Origin of the sequence: Aerophototrophica crusticola (assembly GCF_012913305.1) — a bacterium.
In the GTDB taxonomy this organism is placed as follows: Bacteria; Pseudomonadota; Alphaproteobacteria; order Azospirillales; family Azospirillaceae; genus Niveispirillum; species Niveispirillum crusticola.
This window is the reverse complement of the sequence record NZ_CP051775.1, coordinates 986520-1004861: the sequence shown is the minus strand read 5'-3', so window position 1 is coordinate 1004861 and position 18342 is coordinate 986520. Positions and strand designations below refer to the sequence as shown.

13 protein-coding genes, 1 tRNA gene and 1 pseudogene are annotated in these 18342 nt (G+C 69.4%); 8 read left to right on the top strand and 7 right to left on the bottom strand.

Annotated features, from left to right (window positions below; genetic code table 11):
• Positions 1–513 precede the first annotated feature (513 nt).
• From HHL28_RS04860 to HHL28_RS04850, 3 genes are all read left to right on the top strand, one after another.
• Positions 514–588, top strand: a tRNA-Val gene (locus tag HHL28_RS04860).
• Between the two features lie 202 nt (positions 589–790).
• On the top strand, positions 791–1831 hold the full coding sequence (locus HHL28_RS04855; RefSeq protein ID WP_075771533.1) for a hypothetical protein: 1041 nt from the start codon (positions 791–793) through the stop codon (positions 1829–1831).
• Between the two features lie 106 nt (positions 1832–1937).
• A complete protein-coding gene (locus HHL28_RS04850) occupies positions 1938–2201 on the top strand; it encodes a GlsB/YeaQ/YmgE family stress response membrane protein (RefSeq protein ID WP_075771532.1) in 264 nt (87 codons plus the stop codon).
• 207 nt (positions 2202–2408) lie between these two features.
• Here the strand turns inward: HHL28_RS04850 and HHL28_RS04845 are convergent, their stop codons facing one another.
• Together HHL28_RS04845 and HHL28_RS04840 are read right to left on the bottom strand one after the other, a co-directional pair.
• Entirely contained in the window at positions 2409–2930 is a 522-nt protein-coding gene (locus HHL28_RS04845; RefSeq protein WP_075771531.1) for a thermonuclease family protein, read from the bottom strand.
• A pseudogene (locus HHL28_RS04840) lies at positions 2927–3576 on the bottom strand (SOS response-associated peptidase). Before HHL28_RS04840 ends, HHL28_RS04845 begins: the two are co-directional and overlap by 4 nt.
• Positions 3577–3860: 284 nt before the next feature.
• Here HHL28_RS04840 and HHL28_RS04835 point away from each other — a divergent pair.
• From HHL28_RS04835 to HHL28_RS04820, 4 genes are all read left to right on the top strand, one after another.
• Positions 3861–6080: a xanthine dehydrogenase family protein molybdopterin-binding subunit gene (locus tag HHL28_RS04835; protein ID WP_404326536.1), complete on the top strand. Its 2220-nt coding sequence runs from the start codon at positions 3861–3863 to the stop codon at positions 6078–6080.
• A gap of 5 nt (positions 6081–6085) precedes the next feature.
• Positions 6086–6856, top strand: a complete 771-nt coding sequence (gene cysQ / locus HHL28_RS04830; RefSeq protein ID WP_075771528.1) for a 3'(2'),5'-bisphosphate nucleotidase CysQ — start codon at positions 6086–6088, stop codon at positions 6854–6856.
• A gap of 137 nt (positions 6857–6993) precedes the next feature.
• Positions 6994–7206 (top strand): hypothetical protein, encoded by a 213-nt coding sequence (locus HHL28_RS04825; RefSeq protein WP_075771527.1) that lies wholly within the window; start codon positions 6994–6996, stop codon positions 7204–7206.
• Between the two features lie 224 nt (positions 7207–7430).
• On the top strand, positions 7431–8249 hold the full coding sequence (locus tag HHL28_RS04820; protein ID WP_075771526.1) for a ferritin-like domain-containing protein: 819 nt from the start codon (positions 7431–7433) through the stop codon (positions 8247–8249).
• 93 nt (positions 8250–8342) lie between these two features.
• Here the strand turns inward: HHL28_RS04820 and HHL28_RS04815 are convergent, their stop codons facing one another.
• Complete coding sequence (locus tag HHL28_RS04815) at positions 8343–8885, bottom strand: peptidoglycan-binding domain-containing protein (RefSeq protein ID WP_075771525.1); 543 nt, start codon at positions 8883–8885, stop codon at positions 8343–8345.
• Between the two features lie 184 nt (positions 8886–9069).
• Here HHL28_RS04815 and HHL28_RS04810 point away from each other — a divergent pair, with 184 nt between their 5' ends.
• Positions 9070–10908, top strand: a complete 1839-nt coding sequence (locus tag HHL28_RS04810; RefSeq protein WP_083699169.1) for a DUF885 domain-containing protein — start codon at positions 9070–9072, stop codon at positions 10906–10908.
• A gap of 153 nt (positions 10909–11061) precedes the next feature.
• Here HHL28_RS04810 and HHL28_RS04805 read toward each other — a convergent pair whose 3' ends face one another.
• The 4 genes from HHL28_RS04805 to HHL28_RS04790 all read right to left on the bottom strand — a co-directional run bounded on the left by HHL28_RS04805 (position 11062) and on the right by HHL28_RS04790 (position 18221).
• A complete protein-coding gene (locus HHL28_RS04805; RefSeq protein WP_075771524.1) occupies positions 11062–13065 on the bottom strand; it encodes a cache domain-containing protein in 2004 nt (667 codons plus the stop codon).
• 241 nt (positions 13066–13306) lie between these two features.
• Positions 13307–14426 (bottom strand): peptide chain release factor 2 gene (gene prfB / locus HHL28_RS04800; protein ID WP_169654796.1). Its coding sequence is split into 2 segments (ribosomal slippage): positions 13307–14356 and positions 14358–14426, totalling 1119 coding nucleotides; the frame shifts between segments, so codons are not numbered across the junction.
• A 284-nt stretch (positions 14427–14710) separates the two neighbouring features.
• A complete protein-coding gene (locus HHL28_RS04795) occupies positions 14711–15370 on the bottom strand; it encodes an OmpW/AlkL family protein (protein ID WP_075771522.1) in 660 nt (219 codons plus the stop codon).
• A 220-nt stretch (positions 15371–15590) separates the two neighbouring features.
• Positions 15591–18221 carry a penicillin-binding protein 1A gene (locus HHL28_RS04790; protein WP_075771521.1) on the bottom strand — a complete coding sequence of 877 codons (2631 nt, stop codon included), beginning with the start codon at positions 18219–18221 and terminating at the stop codon, positions 15591–15593.
• Positions 18222–18342: the final 121 nt, after the last annotated feature.

The following is an 18342-nucleotide window of genomic DNA, read 5'->3' as shown; positions in this document are numbered from 1 at the left end:
TGCGCGGCTTGTCCTGCCACGCCCCGTGGGAGCGGAACAAGTTGGGGCGCAGCGGGCCGGCGGCGCCCGGTTCCAGCACCCCATGGGACGCCACGTCGGCCTTCCAGCTCGCCACCCGGCCCAGGAAGCCTTCCGTCGCGGCGGCGAGGCCGATGCGGTAGTCGGACGAGCCCAGCCCCACATGGGCCGTGGCGTCCAGAACATGCACCCCGCCCACATAGACCGCATAGCCCAGGGACCAGTCCCCCGGCTTCGGCCCCAGCTCCGCCCTGGCCGGTGCGGCGGCGAGGAGGCCGGCTGTGAGCAGCGGGAACAGCATCCGGGTGCGGGGCAGTGCCATGGCGCGATCCTGGCTTGGGGCCTTCTGTCGGTTAGAGATAGTCGAACGCACCCGGGGCACAAGGCGTTGCGCGGCTTTCCGGGCGATCGGAAAAGAAAACGCCGCGCGGGTGCGAAAAGGGGTTTGACAGGTCCCGGCAGGGGCCCTATAAGCCCGCTCCACCGACGACGGATGGGCGCGTAGCTCAGCGGGAGAGCATCGCCTTCACACGGCGGGGGTCGTAGGTTCAATCCCTACCGCGCCCACCATCCGTCCTCCCCTACAAGACCGAAGCAAGCACGGCCGCCCCTCCCCGGGGATTGCCGCTTCGCGTCCTGGGACCTGGCCTGTCGGCATACCCCTGAATTGCGGGGATCGCCCGCCTGTCACCCCGCGCATCCGGGGCAGGACCCGCGTGAACTACTAACCTTGCACGCTTCCGGTTCGGAACTTGAGCCGCAATAGTGGCCCATGCCCGTCCCCTTGCCGGGGGACCTGCCCACCGTCCGGTCGGAAATCCGCTTGATGATCGTCCCCGTCGAGACACCTGTCGTGCTGATCGTCTTCAACCGCCCGGACCTGGCCGCGCGGATGTTGGAGACGGTGCGGCTGGTGCGGCCTCGGCGGCTGTTCATCATCGCCGACGGCCCCCGCCCCGGCCGTCCTGGGGAGCGGGAGCTGTGCCTGGCGACGCGGGCGGCCCTGTCCCGGGTGGATTGGCCTTGCGAGGTGGTGCGCGACGAGGCGGAGGAGAACCTGGGCCTCTGCCGCCGCATCCATGGCGGGCTTACCCGGGTGTTCGAGGCGGTGGACCGGGCCATCATCCTGGAAGATGACTGCCTGCCCCACCCCAGCTTCTTCCGCTATTGCGACGAGCTGCTGGAGCGCTATGCCGACGACCCGCGGGTGGGCAGCATCGCCGGCAACAATTTCCTGAACGGCCGGGCACGGACCCGGGACAGCTACCATTTCAGCATCTTCCACCACAGCTGGGGCTGGGCAACCTGGCGGCGGGCCTATGCGCAACTGGACATGGGGATGAGCCTGTGGCCCCGGGTGCGGGACGGCGGCTGGCTGATCGACATCCTGGGCGACGAGGAGGCAGCGCGCTTCTGGGGCGCCCGGTTCAACAACACCTATGAGGGGCGGCTGAACTCCTGGCATTACCGATTCCAGCTCAGCGCCTGGCTGAACGGGGCGTTATGTGCCGTGCCCAACGTGAACCTGGTGAGCAACCTGGGTTTCCGGCCCGACGCCAGCACCACGGGCTTCCGCGCCGGATTCGCCGGGGCGCCGGTCGCGCCCATGCGGTTCCCCTTGCTGCACCCGGCCTTCATCGCGCCGGACCGGGTGTCGGACCGGGAGACCTTCCGCAACCGCTTCCTGGCGGAGCGGAGCCCCCTGTACTGGCGGCTGCTGCGCAGCACCTTCTATGCGCTGACGGGGCGGCGCGACACCTTCACCCTGCCGCAACAGCAGGGGCGGCTGGTGCCCCGCCACGGGACGGAATAGCCGGGTTCGGGTAACCCGCCCGGAAAAGCCGGGAACCACTTTTCCCTGATGGACGTTCATGCGACCGGGAGCCCGTCGGGGCCCGAACGCAGAACGGGGGAAATACATGTCCATCATCGTGACGCTGATCATCGGCCTGCTCGCCGGCATCGTCGCCAAGTTCCTGATGCCCGGCCGGGATCCCGGTGGCTTCATCATCACCACCCTGCTGGGGATCGCCGGCGCCTTCGTCGCCACCTACCTGGGCCAGGCGATCGGCTGGTACCGGGCGGGCGAAGGGGCGGGCTTCATCGGCGCCGTGGTGGGCGCGGTCGTCCTGCTGGCGCTTTACCGCATGATCGCGGGCCGCCGCAGCACGACGACGTACTGATACCAGTGGCCGTTGATCGTGACCGATCAACGGCCCCCTCAGGCGCCGGGCGCCCGCATCCGCGGGCTTGGCTCACGCGGGCACGGGCCCGCGGGCCGGCGGTCGCCGGCCTCCAGGCGCATGAGTCAAAAACTCACTCGCCTGGCATGATACCGGGTCCAAGGTTCGCGTGACGACGGTCGTCCCCGGGAAACCGGCGGGCGCCCGTCAGCGCGTCATGGCTGTGGGGCGTTGGTTGAGCTTTTCCTCCAACTGGCGGGACCGCCAGAGCCAGGGCGGCTCCACCCGCCCACCCCACAGGCCGCGACGGCGGGAGACCGCCTGGGCCTCCTCCCGCAGGTAGTTGGTGGAGACGGATCGGTACGCCAGGGCGTAGCCGGTCAGCACCATGGCGGCGCCGATGTCCTGCCCGTCGGGGCGTTTGCACACGCCCACCTGCATGCGGCCGCCGCCGGGCCGCGTCTCACAGCTCACCGGCTCGGTGCCGGCCAGCACCTCCAGCGCCTTGCGGGACACCTCGAAGCAGTCATAGTCCTTGCCGCGGACATTCTCGCAGCGCTGCCCCTGGTCGGGCGCGTCGATGCCGTAGAGCCGCACCTCCTGCCCGCCCACCACCAGCACGTCCCCCTCCCTTGCGGAAGGGGTGCCGGTGATCGGCTTGCCCGCGCCCGCCGCAGCGGGAAGTGGTGCCGCCAGCAGCAGAAGGGCCAGGGGGAGAGCGCCCCTCATATCAGCGTGCCCGCGGCGCCCACCGGCTCCACCAGGTCCGGCCCCTTGTTGCGGACGGAGTTCACCCGGGTGGAGACTGGCACGGCCACCAGTCCGCCGTCACGCGCCGGTTTCAGCAGGGACAGCAGCGTATCCCGGTCGGCCTCCGGGTCCAGCCAGGTGTCCCAGTCGCCCTCCTCCAGGATCATGGGCATGCGGTCATGGATGGGCCGCATGAACGCGTTGGCGTCTGTCGTGATGATGGTCGTGGTGAAGAGGGCCTTGTCCAGCGGGGCTTCCTTGGGACCCTTCCAGCTTTCCCACAGGCCGGCGAAGACCAGGGGGCGGCCGTCGGCCGGTTTGAAATACAGGGGCTGCTTCTTGCCGCCCTCCGCAGCCTGCCATTCATAGAAGCCGTCGGCGGGGATCAGCAGGCGCTTGCGCTTGAACGCCTCCCGGAAGGCGGGCTTCTCCGCGATGCCGTCGGCCCGGGCGTTGATCATCTTGGACCCGATGCCGATGTCCTTGGCCCAGAAGGGCACCAGGCCCCAGCGCATGGTGCGCAGGTGGCGGCCCCCGTCCTCCCCCTTCCGATGACGGACACGTCCTGGGTAGGGGCGACGTTCCAGTTGGGCTCCAGGTTCGGCAGCTCCGGGACGCCGAACATCCGCGCCAGCTCCGCCACCGGGGTGGCCTGCACGAAACGACCGCACATGGTGTTGATCCTCCTGCCGTCAGGGTAGCAGCGGTAACGGCCAGGGCGCAGCAGGTTCCTGCTGACCCGCGGCAGCGGGCGGGCCTATGATCCCCCTCCCCGCCCCCAGGGAGTCGCCCGCCCATGAGCAAGTTCGGCATCGGCCAGCCCGTCCCCCGCACCGAGGATGCCCGCCTGCTGCGGGGGAAGGTCGGTATACGGACGACATCAGGCTGGAAGGCGCGCTGCACCTGGCCGTGGTCCGCAGCCCCCACGCCCATGCGGACATCCGCGCCATCGACACCGCCGCGGCCCTGGCCGCGCCGGGGGTGAAGGCCGTCTACACGGCAACCGACCTGGACGCGGCGGGGCTGAAGCCCATCCCCTGCGTCGTGCCGCTGAAGGTGCGCGCGGGCACGACCATGGCCATGAAGCACCGGCCGGTGCTGGCATCCGGCACCGTGCGGCATGCGGGGGAGCCGGTGGCCGTGGTGGTGGCGGAGACGGCCGCCCAGGCCCGCGACGCGGCGGAGCTGGTGCTGGTGGACTATGCCGACAGGCCGGCGGTGGTGGTGACGGGGGACGCGCTGTCCTCCCCCGCCCTGGTGCATGGGGACGCGCCGGGGAACCTGTGCTTCGATTGGGAGAAGGGCGATTCGGCGGCGGTGGACGCGGCGTTCGCCGGTGCTGCGCGGGTGGTGACCCTGGATGTCGTCAACCAGCGGCTGGTGCCGAACCCCATGGAGGGCCGCGGCTGCCTTGCCAGCTTCGACGGGGCGACGGGGCGGACCAAGATCTGGGTCTCCAGCCAGGGCGTCCACATGCAGCGGGACATGCTGGCCAAGGTGTTCGGCGTGCCCGCCGACCGGTTCCATGTGCTGACCACCGACGTGGGCGGCGGGTTCGGGATGAAGATCTTCGCCTACCCCGAATATGCCCTGGCCGCCTTTGCCACGCAGAAGCTGGGCGTGCCGGTGCGCTGGACCTCGGAGCGGGGGGAGGCCTTCCTGTCCGACGACCATGGAAGGGACAACCTGACCAAGGCCGAGCTGGCGTTGGACGCGGATGGCCGTTTCCTGGCCCTGCGGGTGGACTGCATCGCCAACATGGGGGCATGGCTGTCCAACTACGCGCCCTTCATCCCCACGGACGGGCAGTGCCGCATGTTCTCCGGCATCTACCGGACCCCTTCCATCCATGCCCGGGTGCGGGGCGTGTTCACCCATACCCAGCCGGTGGACGCCTATCGCGGCGCCGGGCGGCCGGAGGCGGCCTACCTCATCGAGCGGCTGGTGGACAAGGCGGGGCGGGAGACGGGGCTGGGCCCGGTGGAGATCCGCCGCCGCAACATCATCCCGCCTGAAGCCATGCCCTTCCAGACCCCCCTGGGGCACAAGTACGACACGGGCGACTTCCGCCGAACGCTGGAAACGGCCCTGCAACGGGCGGACGCGGACGGATTCTCGGCGCGGAAGGCGGCGGCGCGGGCCAAGGGGGAGCTGCTGGGCCTGGGCATCGCCAGCTATATCGAGGCATGCTCGGGCGGGCCGCCGGAGCAGGCGGACATCCGCCTGTCCCCCGCCAGCAAGGTGTTGGTGCTGATCGGCACGCAGAGCAACGGCCAGGGGCATGAGACCGCCTACAAGCAGGTGCTGGCGGAAAGCCTGGGCGTGGGCCTGGACGACGTCGAGGTGGTACAGGGCGACAGCGACCGGGTGACCTATGGCCAGGGCACCGGCGGCAGCCGCTCCGTGCCCGTGGGCGGTGCCGCCATCCGCGCGGGCGCCGCCAAGCTGGTCGAGGCGGCGAAGATCGTGGCGGCCGGCCTGCTGGAGGTGGCGGAGGCCGAGGTGGGCTTCCGCGTGGACCCGGAGGGCGGGCTGTTCTTCGCCCAGGGCAGCAACCGCACCCTGCGCCTGGCGGAGGTGGCGGCGAAGGCGACGGCGGATGCCGACGGCAACGCCTTCGCCGTGGTGGAGCGCTGGCAGCCCCCCGCCCCCACCTTCCCCAACGGCACCCATGTCTGCGAGGTGGCGGTGGATATGGAAACGGGCGTGCCGCGGGTCACCCGCTACACCGTGGTGGATGATTTCGGCACGGTGATGAACCCGCTGCTGCTGGCGGGCCAGGTGCATGGCGGCATCGCCCAGGGCATCGGCCAGGCCCTGCTGGAACAGGCGGTGTTCGACCCGGACAGTGGCCAGTTGCTGACCGGGTCCTTCATGGATTATGCCCTGCCACGGGCGGCGGACATGCCAACCGTTGACCTGACCCTGGCCCCCGTGCCCAGCACCACCAACGCCCTGGGCATGAAGGGTGCGGGAGAGGCCGGGACCATCGGCGCCTGCCCGGCCGTGATCAACGCCCTGGTGGACGCGCTGGCGGCGTACGGCGTGACCCACATCGACATGCCTGCCACGCCGGAGAAGCTCTGGCGCCTGATCCGGCAGGGCGCCCCGGCCCTGGCGGCGGAGTGACCTTGATGCCCCTCGACCTCCCCGCCCTGCTGCCCCCCGTCCGCCGCGCCGCGGAGGAGGCGGCGAAAGCCATCCTGCTGCATTACGAGGCGGGCTGCGATACGACCCGCAAGGCGGACGGCAGCCCGGTGACCGCCGCCGACCACGCGGCAGAGGCGGTGATCCTGCCGGTGCTGCGCTGCCTGACCCCGGACATCCCCGTGGTGTCGGAGGAAGAGGCCGCCGCCGGGCTGACGCCGGACGTGACCGGCGGCACCTTCTGGCTGGTGGACCCGCTGGACGGCACCAAGGAATTCATCCGCCGCAACGGGGAGTTCACGGTGAACATCGCCCTGGTGCGGGACGGCACGCCCGTGCTGGGCGTGGTGCTGCTGCCGGTCACGGGGGAGTGCTTCGCCGCCGCCGGTCCGGGGACGGCCCTGCGCGGTCTGCCGGGGCAGGCGGATGAGCCGATCCGGGTGCGGCCGGTGCCGCCGGAGGGGCTGACGGTGCTGACCAGCCGGTCCCATGCCGATAACCGGGAGCTTGACGGCTACCTGGCCAACCTGCGGGTGGCGGAGCGGGTGGTGGCAGGCAGCAGCCTGAAGTTCTGCCGCATCGCCGAGGGGCGCGGCGACCTGTACCCCCGCCTGGGCCCCACCTGCGAGTGGGACACCGCCGCCGGCCATGCCGTGCTGCTGGGCGCCGGCGGGGCCGTGGACACCATGGACGGGCAGCCCCTGCCCTATGGCAAGCCGGGCTTCCTCAACCCCCATTTCGTGGCGCGGGGCGGGTGACGGGGCCTCGTTAAGGAAGATGGCGGGACCGCCCCGAAAATGTCCCACCGCGGTCGCGGCCCGGCCCCACCGCGGTTAAGCCCTGGGCAATCAATAAGGCGCATTCATGCCGTCACACGACGGAACGGACCCGCGCCATGACCAGCACTGCCGAGACCGCCCCCGCTGCCCCCGCCACCCTGAAGGACCGCGCCATCACTGCCCTGATCTGGGTGGGCATGCTGGGCGCCGCCTGGTCCCTTCCCGTGCTGGACCATGTCCAGGCGCAGAAGGAGCGCGCCCTGATGGAATCCGGCCATTACTACACGCCGAAGATGCCGGCGGAGTATTATCTGAAGCAGGGGGAGTGAAAGCCCCCCTTCGTGTGCAGGTCACCTGATGTCATCCCGGCCTTGAGCCGGGACCCTTGGGAAAGCGGATTTGCCAAGGGGCGGCAGCGGATCACAGGATAAGGGAAAAGGGCTTTCGGTGCCCTGCATCGACCGATCCCCAGGGCCCCGGGTCAAGCCCGGGGTGACCTCCCGTGCCCTGCAAAGTCTTGACGACAGTCGCGCATCGCGCCCATCTGGCGGGCATGGACACCCTGCCCCAGACCCTTTCCCACGCCGCCGTGGCGGTGCTGACCACCGCCGCCCCGGCTGACAAGGTACGGCTGACCCGTGCCTTCGCGGCGGCGTGGCGGGAGGGGCGGATCGCGGCGGTGGGGATGGCGCGCCCGCCCGACCGGCCGGCGCGGCCCGAGCGGCCGCAGTTGCTGCTGCCCCGGGACATGCCGAAGCGGCGCAAGGCGCAGAGCTTGGCGGGGCGGGTGGCGCTGCTGCATGCCCTGGCGCATATCGAACTGAACGCCATCGACCTGGCCTGGGACATCGTCGCCCGGTTCCAGGCCTTGCCCGATGGAAGCCCCCTGCCCCGCGCCTTCTACGACGACTGGGTCACCGTGGCGGATGACGAGGCCAAGCACCACGCCCTGTTGCAGGGGCGGCTGGAGGCGATGGGGAGCGGTTATGGCGAGTTGCCGGCCCATGACGGGCTGTGGCAGGCCAGCGAGGCCACGGCCCACGACCTGCCGGCCCGGCTGGCCGTGGTCCCCATGGTGCTGGAGGCGCGCGGCCTTGACGTGACCCCTTCCATGGTGGGCAGCCTGCACAAGGCCGGCGACCCGGAGAGCGGCCAGGTGCTCCAGACCATCCATGACGAGGAGATCGGCCACGTGGCCGCCGGCCGCCGCTGGTTCCAGGCTTGCGCCGACGCGGCGGGGCGCGATGCCGGGGCCTGGTGGCAGGAGTTGGTCCGGACCTATTTCAAGGGCGAGCTGAAGCGGCCCTTCAACGACGTCAGCCGCGGCAAGGCCGGCTTCCCCATGGATTGGTACGAGCCGTTGGCCTCGTAGGTCGGATTAGGCGCGGATGCGCCGTAGTCCGACAGCTTCCGGCGCCGGATGGGTGTCGGATTAAGCTTCGCCAATCCGACGTACAAGAAGGGATCACCGCCGCGCGTTCTGGTTCCCCACCTTGAGTTGGGTCAGGATCTGCGGTGTGGGTTCGCCGGTCAGGGGTTGGTCCGTGTCCACCTGGAACTGGCGGATGGCTTCCTCCGTCAGCTTGCCCGCGCGGCCGTCTGCCGGGCCGGGCCAGTAGCCGCGGCGCAGCAGTTCCTCCTGGATCAGGACCACGTCGGAGGGGGCTTGGGGCCGGGTGGGGGAGTAAATCTTGGGCATGCCGAAGCGCAGCCGTTCCAACAGCAACTGGCTGGGGCAGCCCGTGACGGGCATGCCGGCGGCCTTCTGGTAGGCCCGGATGGCCTGGGCCGTGCCGCGGCCATAGGTGCCGTCGGGTTTGCCGGCATCGAACCCGGAGATGGCCAGCTCCTGCTGCGTGGCCTTGACCAGGGCGGCCTGCTGGTCGGGGGTCAGGCTGGTCTCGGCACAGTCCCGCATCCGCACCCCGGGGTCGCGGGTCTGGGCCAGCGTGGCCGGCGCGGCAATCAGGCTGGCGGCCAGGATCAGGGGCAAGGCGCGGGCGGTCATGGCGGGATTCCTGGGTTTGTCAAACCGGGAAAGGCTGGCGCGGTCTGGTGGCAAGAGAATGGCAGTGTCGTCGGGGAGTTCCCGTTTACGGGACCGTTTACACGTCCGTTACACCTTGCCGGTTGGCGCTTCCTGCGGTCAGGCTAGGATGCCCGGGCCCGCCCCGACGCTTGCCGGAACCGCCATGTCCATCGCCATGACCCGCCGCACCACCCTGGCCAGCCTGTTGGCCCTGTCCGCCGCCCCGCTGGCCCTGTCCGCCCTGGCGCAGGCGCCGCGCGCGCCGGCGGCGCCCGGTCCGGATGATGAGCGGTTGAACGCCTTCCTGGAGGAGGCCTGGCAGCGCGACCTGACGCGGGACCCGCAACTGCGCACCCAGTTGGAGATGCCCGGCCCCCATGACCGCTGGACCGTGGTGGATGAGGCGTTCCGGGAAGAGACGCAGGCCATATCAAAGGCGAACCTGGAGCGGCTGAAGGGCTTCGACCTGTCCCGCCTGTCCCCGGCGGCGCGGGTCAGCCATCGGCTGTTCGAGAACCAGATGGCGGAGCGCATCCGCCTGCACCCCTGGCGCTTCCATGAATGCGGGGTGAGCCATCTGTACGGCCCGCACACGGGCATCCCGTCCTTCCTGATCGGCTTCCACGCCATCGAGTCGCTGGCCGACGCCAAGGATTATGTGGCCCGGCTGGAGCGCATCCCGGAGGTGATGGACGCGGCCAGCACCTACCTGACGGAACAGGCCAATCGCGGCATCCTGCTGCCGGCCTTCAGCTACAACCGCCTGCTGATCTCGGCCAAGGCGGTACTGGAGGGCGCGCCGTTCCAGGCGGGCAAGCCTGACACGGCCCTGCTGGCGAACCTGAAGGAGAAGCTGGCGGCGGTGGACGCCCCGGCGGCGGAGAAGGACGCCCTGGCCACCGCCGGGACGAAGGCGCTGGCGGAGCGGATGGCCCCGGCTTACCAGCGCTTCATCACCGTGGTGGAGGGGCTGTCGGCCCGGCAGAAGGAGAGCCGGGGCGCCTGGTCCCTGCCGGACGGTGCCGCCTATTACCAGGCCATGATCCTGAACCACACCTCCCTGCCCCTGGCGCCGGAGGCGATCCATGCGCTGGGCCTGAAGGAGACGGCGCGGCTGCATGAGGAGTTGCGGCAGGTCCTGCCCAAGCTGGGCTTCAAGGGCACGGTGCAGGAGTTCTTCACGCACCTGCGCACGGACAAGTCCTTCCGCTTCCCGGACACGGAGGAAGGGCGCAAGGAGTACCTGGCCACGGCCACCGGCTATATCGATGCCATGCGTGCCCGGCTGGATGAGCTGTTCGGCACCAAGCCCAAGGCCCCCGTGGTGGTGAAGCCGGTGGAGGCGTTCCGGGAGAAGGCGACCCCGTCCGCCTTCTATGAGCAGTCCAGCCCGGACGGCAGCCGGCCAGGCGTGTTCTATGCCAACCTGTCGGACATGAGCGTGCAGACGCGGCACGACCTGGAGGCGCTCTGCTACCATGAGGCCATCCCGGGCCACCACATGCAGGTGGCCATCGCCCAGGAGATGACGGGCCTGCCCACCTTCCGCCGCTTCAGCTTCGACACCGCCTATGGCGAGGGCTGGGCCATGTACACGGAACGGCTGGCCAAGGAGCACGGCTTCTACAAGGAGCCCATCTCCGAGGCGGGGCGCATCTGTTCCGAGCTGTTCCGTGCCGGGCGGCTGGTGGTGGACAGCGGCATCCACGCCAAGCAGTGGACCCGGGAGCAGGCCATCCAGTGGATGAACGACAACACGGCCAACAGCCTGGCCGACAACGAGAACGAGATCGAGCGCTACTTCGTCTGGCCGGGCCAGGCCACCGCCTACAAGGTGGGCATGAACCGCATCCTGGAACTGCGGGAGCAGGCCAAGGCCAAGCTGGGCCCCCGCTTCGACCTGCGCGGGTTCCACGACGCCGTCCTGACCAACGGCAGCGTCACCCTGCCGATCCTGGAGGAGGTGGTGGGCCAGTGGGTGGAGAGCCGGCGGGGGGCGTGACGGGCCACGGCCTCTACCCCCTCTCCCCTCCGGGGAGAGGGTTGGGGTGAGGGGGGGGCCGGGAGCAGGAAGACTGCGGAGGTCGGTGCCGCGGCACCACCCCCTCACCCGGACGCTGCGCGTCCGACCTCTCCCCGGTGGGGAGAGGGGGACTTACGCGGCCAGCAGCCGGTCATGCAGCTTGTGGACGGCGGCGGTGGTGCGGTCGTCGTGGCGGAATTGCAGGCGGATGACGCCGTCTGTGACGTCCACGACGCGGCCGGCCAGGGTCTCGCCGGACAGCTCCAGGGTCACTTCCTCCCCCACATGGGCCGGCAGGTCCACGCGCACGGCGGCGCCGCCGTCGGACAGGTTCAGCAGGCGGCCCTGGCCGGTGCGGGACGGGTCCTTGCGGTTGCCGGGCAGGGTCAGGGCGGCCGGCAGGTCCATGTCGCGGCGGGCGAAGCGGCGGCGATCCTGGGCGCTGGCCATGGCGGACAGGAAGTCCTCCACCTCCCGCCGCAGCCCCTCGGCCTTCTCCGACAGCTCGCCGGCGGCGGCGAAGAGCTGGGTGGAGGCCGCCTTGGTGGAGATGGCGCTTTCCCGCATCTGGCCCATGCTGGCCGCCACCTCCGCCGTCATGTGGGCGGCGTGGTGGATGTTGCGGCTGATCTCATCCGTCGCGGCGCCCTGCTCCGTCACGGCGGAGGCGATGGCGGTGCTGCTCTCATCCACCGCGGCGACGGTGCGGGCGATGGCGTTGATGGCTTGGCCGGCATGGGCGGCGGCCGCCTGCACGGCCTGCACCTTGGCCTGGATGTCCTCCGTCGCCCGGGCGGTCTGGTTGGCAAGGGCCTTGACCTCCCCCGCCACCACGGCGAAACCCTTGCCGGCCTCCCCGGCGCGGGCAGCCTCGATGGTGGCGTTCAGGGCCAGCAGGTTGGTCTGGGCGGCGATGTCCTGGATGAAGGAGACGACGGCGTTCACGTCCGTGACCACGGCGGCCAGGTCCTTGACGATGGTCTCCGCCTGGGCGGCGTTCTCCACCGCCTCCCCCGTGGTCATGGTGGTGCGTTCCACCTGGTGGCCGATCTCGCCGGTGGAGGCGGTCAGCTCCTCCGCCGCCGCGGCCACGGCCTCCGAGTTGGACCGGGCCTGGCCGGCCTGGTCGGCCACCCGGTCGGACAGGCTGCCGGTCTGTTCCGCCTGCTGCAACAGGGAAGCGGCGGTGGCCTCCAGCTCCGTCGCGGCGGCGGCGACGGCGCGGAGCTGCCCGCTGACCGCGGCGTTGAAGTCGCGGGCGAGCTGTTCCTGCGCCTCCTGCCGGCGCAGCTTGGCCTCCTGCTCCGCGGCCTGTTCCCTGGCGAGGCGGCGGGCGGTGGCGAGGCCGTCACGGAAGATGGTGAGGGCGCGGGCCATGGCGCCGATCTCATTCCGCAGGTCGCTGTCGGCGATCTCCGTCTCCAGCGCCCCGTCCGCCAGCCTCTGGGTGGCGGTCGTGAGGCGGCCGAAGGCGCGCAGCAGGTCCCGCCCCACCCAAACGGCCAGCAGGATGGCCAGGGTGGAGACGATAAAGGCCTCCGCCAGCACCATCACCGATTCCCGCCAGGCCTCCGCCTGGACCTCGTCCACATAGACGCCGGAACCGATGACCCAGCCCCAGGGCTGGTACTGGCGGACATAGGAGGTCTTGGCCACCGGTTCGTCATGGCCGGGCTTGGGCCACATGTAATCCACGAAGCCGCCTGCCTCGGCAGCCGTTGCCGTGCTGACGAAAAGCTGGAAGATCTGGGTGCCGGCCGGGTCCTTGAAACCGGACATGTCCTTGCCGTCCAGCTCCGGCTTGACCGGGTGCATGACCATGACGTGACGGGTGTCGTTCACCCAGACATATTCCCCGCCGTCGAAGCGCATGGCGCGCAGGGCCGCCAAGGCCGCGGCCTGCGCGTCGGCCCTGGACAGGGTGCCCTTGGCCTCCCGCTCCCCATAGGCGGCGACCACGCTGTGCGCCGATTGCACGGCGGACTGGGCCAGGGTCTTGCGTCCGTCCATGACCGAACCCTGGAGGGCATACAGGCTGAACGCGATCAGCAGCAGGATGCCCAGCACGAACACGCCGACGATGGCGGACAAGCGTTGGGGGATGGTCAGGTTGCGCAGGAAATCAGCGGTGGGCATGCATCACCGTCGCGGCAGGTGAGATTCGGCGGGGACGATGATAGCGAATTCGGATGAGGGCATCCTAGACGAAAGTATAGGAGTGCATAATTCTTTGGCAACTATCGTTTGTTTAGGCAACCGTTCTGTAAGTCCAACATCCTGTCCTTGTGCTAGCCGACCCAAACACGTGACCTAAAGAAAATGGCGGCGGCCCCTAGGGGAACCGCCGCCACCAAGCGTAACCCGGACCGGTCGGTTGTTACGCCGCCGCGTCCTCATGCCCTTTGATGCGGTGGGCCAGGGCTGCCTGGAGGAACTGGTCCAGGTCGCCATCCAGCACGCCGCCGCTGTCACTGGTCTCCACAGCGGTGCGGAGATCCTTCACCATCTGGTAGGGCTGCAGGACGTAAGACCGGATCTGGTGGCCCCAGCCGATCTCCGTCTTCGTCGCCTCCAGGGCGGCCGCCGCCTCCTCCCGCTTGCGCAGCTCCATCTCATAGATGCGGGCACGCAGCATGTCCCAGGCCTTGGCCCGGTTCTTGTGCTGGCTGCGCTCCTGCTGGCAGGCGACCACGATGCCCGTGGGCAGGTGGGTCAGGCGGACGGCGGAGTCCGTCTTGTTGACGTGCTGGCCGCCGGCGCCCGACGAGCGGTATGTGTCGGTCTTCACGTCCTTCTCGTTGATGTCCACCACGATCTTGTCGTCGATCACGGGGGTCACCGAGACGGAGGAGAAGCTGGTGTGCCGGCGCGCCTGGCTGTCGAACGGGCTGATGCGCACCAGCCGGTGCACGCCCGATTCGGTCTTCAGCCAGCCATAGGCATTGTGACCCTTCACCTGGATGGTGGCGGACTTGATGCCGGCCTCTTCGCCCGGCGTCTCGTCCAGCAGCTCCACCTTGTAGCCGTGCTGCTCCGCCCAGCGGGTGTACATGCGCAGCAGCATGTTGGCCCAGTCCTGGGACTCGGTGCCGCCGGCGCCGGAGTTCACCTCCACGAAGCAGTCGTTGGCGTCGGCCTCACCGGACAGCAGGCTTTCCAGCTCCAGCTTGGCGGCGCGGTCACGCACGCCGGCCAGGGATGCCTGGACCTCGTCCAGCATGGCCTGGTCACCCTCCAGCTCGGCCAGTTCGGCCAGCTCCAGGGCGTCCTTCAAGTCCTTCTCCACGCCCTTGGTGCCGGTCAGGGCGGTGTCGAGCTGGTTCTTCTCACGCAGCAGCTTCTGCGCCCGCTCCGGGTCGTTCCAGAGGTTGGGGTCTTCGGTCAGCGCGTTCAGTTCGTCGAGGCGGAAGAGGGATTTCTCCCAGTCAAAGATGCCTCCTCAGCAGGGACAAGGACTTTTCGATGTCCTCGGCCACCGCTTGGATCTCGGCCCGCATGGCGGTCTCCGTTCGGTCGTCGGTCGTGGGCCGGAAGCGGCCCGTTGCATGAACGGGCTTATGTAGCGGCGATGGCCCGGATCGCCAAGCCCCATCAATGACGATGCCGAAATGGGAAAGGGCGCGGCCCCGAAGGACCGCGCCCCTTTTTCTTGCGCCTCAATCGCCGGCGCCGCATCCGCGGCTTGGCTTACGCGGGCATGAGCCCGCGCGGCGGCGGTCGCCGCCGGGACGGCCCCCGGTCACCCGGACGCCGTCCTACGCTTCAGACCGGGATCGGCAGATCAGAACTTGGTGCCGACGCCCACGCCGAAGATCCACGGGTCGAGGTCGACCTTGGCGTTGATCAGCGTGCCCAGACCAGCGTCAACCTTGGCGTCGGCATTCAGCCACAGCTTCTTGACGTCCAGGTTGATGAACCACTTGTCGTTGATCCAGTAGTCCACGCCAGCCTGCAGGGCCAGGCCGAAGTCGTTGTCGTAGTTCACGCTCCGGGCCGCACCATCCTTCTGGTTGTAGTAGATGGTGTAGTTGATGCCGGCGCCCACATACGGGCTGAAGGCGGCCTTCGGGGCGAAGTGGTACTGGGCGGTCAGGGTGGGCGGCAGGACCCAGACATGGCCCAGGTCGACATTGGCGCCGAGCGGGCTGCCCTTCACCGACACATCGTGCTTGGCGGTGGCGGCGATCAGCTCCAGGCTGATGTTGTCCGTCAGGAAGTAGCTGAAGTCGATCTCGGGCACGACCTGGAAATCGGCATCCACTTTGCCGGCAATGGCAGTGTTCCCGAGCTTCAGGGAGCTGGAGACGTCCGGCTCGATGTAGATGGCGCGCAGGCGGACAAGCAGATCCCCCTGGCTCTTGGCCGCCTCGGCCGACATGGACCCGGCGAGCAGAGCAATAGCGGCGCAGGACGCAGCAGCCAGGACGCCAAAACCTTTCATGACAAGCTCTCCTTCATTGTGCTGCCAGCTAACTTTTCTTGGCGGCAAGCACTTTTGGTTATGCTTCACGGGAGAGATGTCTAAACCCCTACTTGCCCCGTCTCCCTGACGTGGATCAATTCCCCCACGAAATGTGAAGGTTTGTCGCAGTTGGTACGAAAAACCCCGCCGGAAGCTCCGGCGGGGTCTGAAAATTTCCGGCTCCGGGGGCTGAACGGGATCAATACACCCCGCCAGTGCCCGAACCCACACTGGCGGGCTGGGTGGAGGGCTGGCCGGGGGCGCCGGTATCCGACTGTGAGACGAAGCCCGCCCCCTCGTCACCGCCGTCCAGCACGCCCTCATCGGCGCCCGGCTCGGTGCCGGGGATGAAGCCTTCCCAGATGGCGTTGCGGGCACCAAAGGCCGCGGGGCGGCCCGTCTCCGGGTCCACGCGCACCAGGTTGAGGCCCGGCGGCACGCGGAAGGGCGTGGTCGGCTGGTCCTTCAGGGCCCCTTCCATGAAGTCCTTGAAGATGGGCACGGCCACGCTGGAACCGCTCTCATTGTCGCCGAGGGAGCGCGGGGTGTCGAAACCGACGAAGACGCCCGCCACCAGGTCGGGGGAGAAGCCGATGAACCAGACGTCGTGGGCATCGTTGGTGGTGCCGGTCTTGCCGGCCAGGGGCCGGTTCAACTCCTTCAGCCGGGCGGCCGTCCCCCGCTGAACCACCCCCTCCAGCATGGAGACCATCTGGTAGATGGTGCGGGGATCACCGACCTGAGTCCGGTCGTCAGGCACGACGGGGACCGCGCCCGGGTCGGCAGGCACGGTCGTCGCCGCCTGGTCGACCACCTGGGTGGCGGCCGTGCTGTTCACCGGCACGACGGAGGGTGCCGCGGCATCCGCCACTTCCGCGGGCGAGTTCTCCGGCAGCGGGTTGGCGCAGCCCTCGCAGGGGCGGTTGTCGTGGCGGTAGATGGTCTTGCCCGTGCGGTCCTGCACCCGGTCGATGAAGGTGGGGGTGATCTTCCGGCCGCCATTCACCAGCATGGCATAGGCGGTGGTCATCTTCAGCACCGTCGTCTCCCCCGCCCCCAGGGCCATGGAGAGCTGTGGCGGCAGGTTGTCATAGATGCCGAAGTCGCGGGCCACCTTCACCACCGGCTCCATGCCCATGTACTGGGCCAGCCGCACGGTCATGACGTTGCGGGACTTCTCGATGCCCACCCGCAGCGGGGTGGGGCCGTAGAAGCGTTCCGAGTAGTTGGACGGCTTCCACTTGCCCAACCCCCCGCCCTGGTCCAGCGCGAAGGGCGCGTCCAGCACCAGGGAGCTGGGGGTGAAGCCCTGGTCCAGGGCCGCCAGGTAGACGAAGGGCTTGAAGGCGGAGCCGGGCTGGCGCAGGGCCTGGGTGGCGCGGTTGAACACGCTGATCCGCGCGCTGAAGCCGCCGGCCATGGCAAGGACGCGGCCCGTGTGCGGGTCCATGGCCACCAGGGCACCCTGGATTTCCGGCACTTGGCGCAGGGCATAGAGGTCCGTGGCCGCCGGGGCCTCCGCGGCCGGCTTGGCGGGCTTGCCGTCCTTGGTCTTGGACGGCGCCTGGGCCTTGGCCGGCTGGGGCGGCAGCTTTTCCACCAGCACCACGTCGGCCACGCTGACGGCATCGGACGCCTTCTGGACGGGCGGGCCCACGAACTCCCCGCCCTTGGTCCTGCGGGCCCATTTCAGCTCGGACAGGGGGATGCGGCCCCGGGTGCCGTCGGCAAGGCCGATGCGCGCCTCCTCCGCCGACACCTCCAGCACGGCGGCGAGATGCCAGCCCTCGGCCCCCGCCGGTGCCTTCACGTCGGCCAGCCTGTCCTTCCAGCTGTCCATGCCCTCCAACCTGGACACGGGGCCGCGATAGCCGTCGCGCCGGTCATAGGCGATCAGGCCGGCGCGCAGGGCCCGGGTGGCGAGGCCCTGCATTTCCGGCTCCAGGGTCGTGCGCACGGACAGGCCGCCGCCATAGAGCGCCTGCTCCCCATAGACGTTGGCCACCTCGCGCCGCACCTCCTCCACGAAGTAGTCGGCCTGCACCAGTTCCTGGTCGGTGGTGTCGCGGAAGCGCAGCGGCTCGGCCGAGGCCTGCTCCGCCTCCTCCTTGGTGATGAAGCCGTCTTCCAGCATGCGGCCGATGACATAGTTGCGGCGCTGGATGGCGGCGTCGCGGAAACGGTCGCGGAAGTAGCGGTCCGGCGCCTTGGGCAGGCTGGCCAGGAACGCGGCCTCGGCGATGGTCACCTCGTCCAGGGCCTTGTCGAAATAGTTCAGCGCCGCGGCGCCCACGCCATAGGCCCGGTTGCCCAGGAAAATCTCGTTCAGGTAGATCTCAAGGATCTGGTCCTTGGACATGGCCAGCTCGATCCGGTGGGCCAGGATGGCTTCCTTGATCTTGCGGACGTAGGACACCTCGTTGTTCAGCAAGAACAGTCGGGTGACCTGCTGGGTGATGGTGCTGGCGCCGATGGGGCGGCGGTCGGAGCCCAGGTTCTTGATGTTCTGGAGCTGCGCGCGGACGACGGCGAACCAGTCCACGCCCCGGTGCTCATAGAAGTTCTGGTCCTCGGCGGAGATGAAGGCGCGGGACACACGCTTGGGGATCGCCTGAATGGGCACGAAGACCCGGCGCTCCTGGGCGAATTCCGCCACCAGGCGGCCGTCGCCGGCATGGACGCGGGTGGCCACGGGCGGGCGATAGTCCGCAAGCTGCCGGTACTCCGGCAGGTCCTGGCCATAGTGCCAGAAGGCCCAGGCCGCGGCCCCGACGCCGATGCCGCCCAGCACGGCGATGAACGCCACGATCCCGACGATGATGCGCTTCATCTCACCCAACCTGCCGCATCGGCCATGCCCCTGGCACGGCCCGTCGGCTAAACACGGAAAAGCCGCCACCGGGCAGCGTCCCGCGACCCGGCCCGGATGTTAGCACAGCGTAAGGCCGATT